The 2,338-nt window shown below is 67.2% G+C and carries 3 protein-coding genes; 2 read left to right on the top strand and 1 reads right to left on the bottom strand.

Translation table 11 applies throughout. The features are described 5' to 3' along the window. Positions 1-16: 16 nt before the first annotated feature. A complete protein-coding gene (locus tag C7C46_RS25765) occupies positions 17-289 on the bottom strand; it encodes an ATP-binding protein (RefSeq protein ID WP_110672314.1) in 273 nt (90 codons plus the stop codon). Between the two features lie 129 nt (positions 290-418). Between C7C46_RS25765 and C7C46_RS25760 the strand changes: the two genes are divergently transcribed. Both C7C46_RS25760 and C7C46_RS25755 read left to right on the top strand, forming a co-directional pair. Further along, complete coding sequence (locus C7C46_RS25760; RefSeq protein WP_110672313.1) at positions 419-1,537, top strand: helix-turn-helix domain-containing protein; 1,119 nt, start codon at positions 419-421, stop codon at positions 1,535-1,537. A gap of 25 nt (positions 1,538-1,562) precedes the next feature. Further along, the gene (locus tag C7C46_RS25755; protein WP_110672312.1) at positions 1,563-2,150 is read left to right on the top strand and encodes an HD domain-containing protein; all 588 of its coding nucleotides are present in this window, start codon (positions 1,563-1,565) and stop codon (positions 2,148-2,150) included. Positions 2,151-2,338 lie beyond the last annotated feature (188 nt).

The following is a 2,338-nucleotide window of genomic DNA, read 5'->3' as shown; positions in this document are numbered from 1 at the left end:
GTTCAGTGGGGGAACTTCATTCGCACCGGACCTGGATCCACCGGTCACGGGGCGTCTGAGCATGCTCGACGGCATTGGCCACCAGCTCGGACAACAACAACTCGCCAACCTCAAGCACGTGTTCACCGGTGGTGACGCCGGTCAGCAGGTCCCGGAGGAACCTGCGGGCCTTGCCGGCCGATTCGCGCTCGCGCCGCAGCCAGCAGGCGTTCGGGCCAAGGACCGACGGTGGAAGGTCCCTGTCCCGCGCCTGCCCGATCGGCTGAAGATCTGCATCCGTGGTCCGCATGGCCCACCCCTCAACTACGCTGAGTCGTTGGCTGATATCGCTCGGTACGACCGTATGGAGCCTTGACGCCCTCCTGTAGTGACCGCCGGTACAAGTAGCCGGCCGCCCCGAGTGCCTGAGGACGCTGACATGGCAGTCAAGAACCGTGGAACTCTGACTGGCAGTCAGGGTTCCACCGGCCAGCCTCGTGGCGGGGCGGTCTCCGGCTTCGTGTTCCGCCTGATCCGGGAGCATCTCGGACTGACCAGGGAGGCATTCGCGGAGCAGTTCCGGGTCTCACTCGACACGGTCGCCGGATGGGAGACCGGCCGTCGGCCGCTCACCGCGATCCCGGTCGGGCAGATGTTGGTTCACCGTCACCGGCTGCTGCACATGGGCGTCGCTCCCGCTCTCCTGGCGGCACTCGACCGCGCGATGGAGGCGGACGTCCTGCTGGCAAGCGCACTGGACGGCACCTCCGACGCCGAAAGCAGTCCGCTGGGCGCATGGGTGATGCAACGCGACCTGGTCGAGGTGCTCACCTGGCCGTTGAGCGGGCACGCTCCCGAACTGGTCCGACAACTACCCGAAGCGACCCATCCGCGCCGAGGACCGGCACCGAGCGGACCTGACCTGCCCCGCGACCAACGCCGCAGCTTCTTCGACCAGATGCGTCGCACAGCCGAGGAAGCCCGCGGACCTGACCGCTTCCTTCTGCGACGCCAGGCCCTCTACCTGTGCGGCTACGACTCCCAGGCCGACACCGTCGACTGGCTGACCTACCAGCAACGCCAGGAGCGCCCCGAGGGCTGGCTCCAAGAATGGCTCAACACCCGCTCCGTCGCCTCCGTCGCCGGCCGCCACGGAGACCGCGACCACATGCGCCGCTTCATCGAGCACACCCTTATTGACAACGACGCGGGCGAAGCCGCCAACCTCAACTACTGGGCCTACTGGGTCGGCGAGTCAGCCACCATCGAACTCGCCGACGACTTCATCGCCCTCGGCAAACCCGGACCATGGACCGGCCAGCGCCTCCTGCTGCACCTCGTGGACCGGCTCGCTCCTGACTACGGCTACCTCGACCTCTACATCCACACCCTCTGGGCCTTGCTCACCGCCCGCTCCCACCTCCTACACAGCGAACCCATCAGCACCGAGATCCTGCGCGCACGGCTGGAGATCCTGTTGGATGGAGCGCAGATCTCGGCACGCTCACGCCGGGAACTCGACGGGATCCGGTACGCGGTCCGCCTCGCCAGGGCATGACCGGGACGCATGGGAGGGCTTCGAGATGGCCGACGACCTGACAGCGGTGGCGCACTTCCTCTTCGAGGCCGGCACACTCAAGCAGGCCCGCCGCACCGGCTGGTGGATGGCCGGCGTCCGCGACCCCGAGAGCGTCGCCGAACACGCCTGGCGCACCTCCCTCATTGCCTCCATCATCGCCAAACTCGAAGGCGCCGACCCCGCCCAAGCCGCCCTCATGGCCGTCTGGCACGACACCCAGGAAACCCGCACCGGTGATGTCAACTACCTGGGCAAGAAGTACTCCACGGGAGCCGACCCCCGAGCTGTGACCGCCGACCAGACCTCGGGCATGCCCGACGTCCTCGCCGAAGCCATCCGCACCATCGTCGCCCAGTACGAAGACAAGCAGACACCCGAAGCCCTCTGCGCCCGCGACGCCGACAAGCTCGAATGCCTCCTCCAAGGCATCGAGTACCGCGCCCAGGGCTACACCAACGCCCAGCGCTGGATCGACAACAGCCGAGCCCGACTCGTCACCAAGTCCGCCAACGCCCTGGCGGACGCCCTGCTCTCCTCAGACTCGCTCGACTGGCTCCGCACAGCCCTCGGCGAGCACAAGCACGACTCCTGAACACCCAACGGCCCTGACGGCCTGTCAGCAGCGTTGTTCGCCGGTGTTGCCGTCACAGTTGCCGTCATACCGGCCCTTGGCGCGCCTCGGCCAGCTTGATCACCTCACGAATCCGCAGGTAGAAGCCATGAAGCCGAGTCGCAGCGTCCGGCCACCGCCGTAATACGCCCACACGTACTATGTGCTGG

It is taken from the genome of Streptomyces tateyamensis (assembly GCF_003205575.1).
GTDB lineage: Bacteria > Actinomycetota > Actinomycetes > Streptomycetales > Streptomycetaceae > Kitasatospora > Kitasatospora tateyamensis.
The sequence above is the reverse complement of the archived record's forward strand: the minus strand, read 5'-3'. Positions and strand labels throughout refer to the sequence as shown.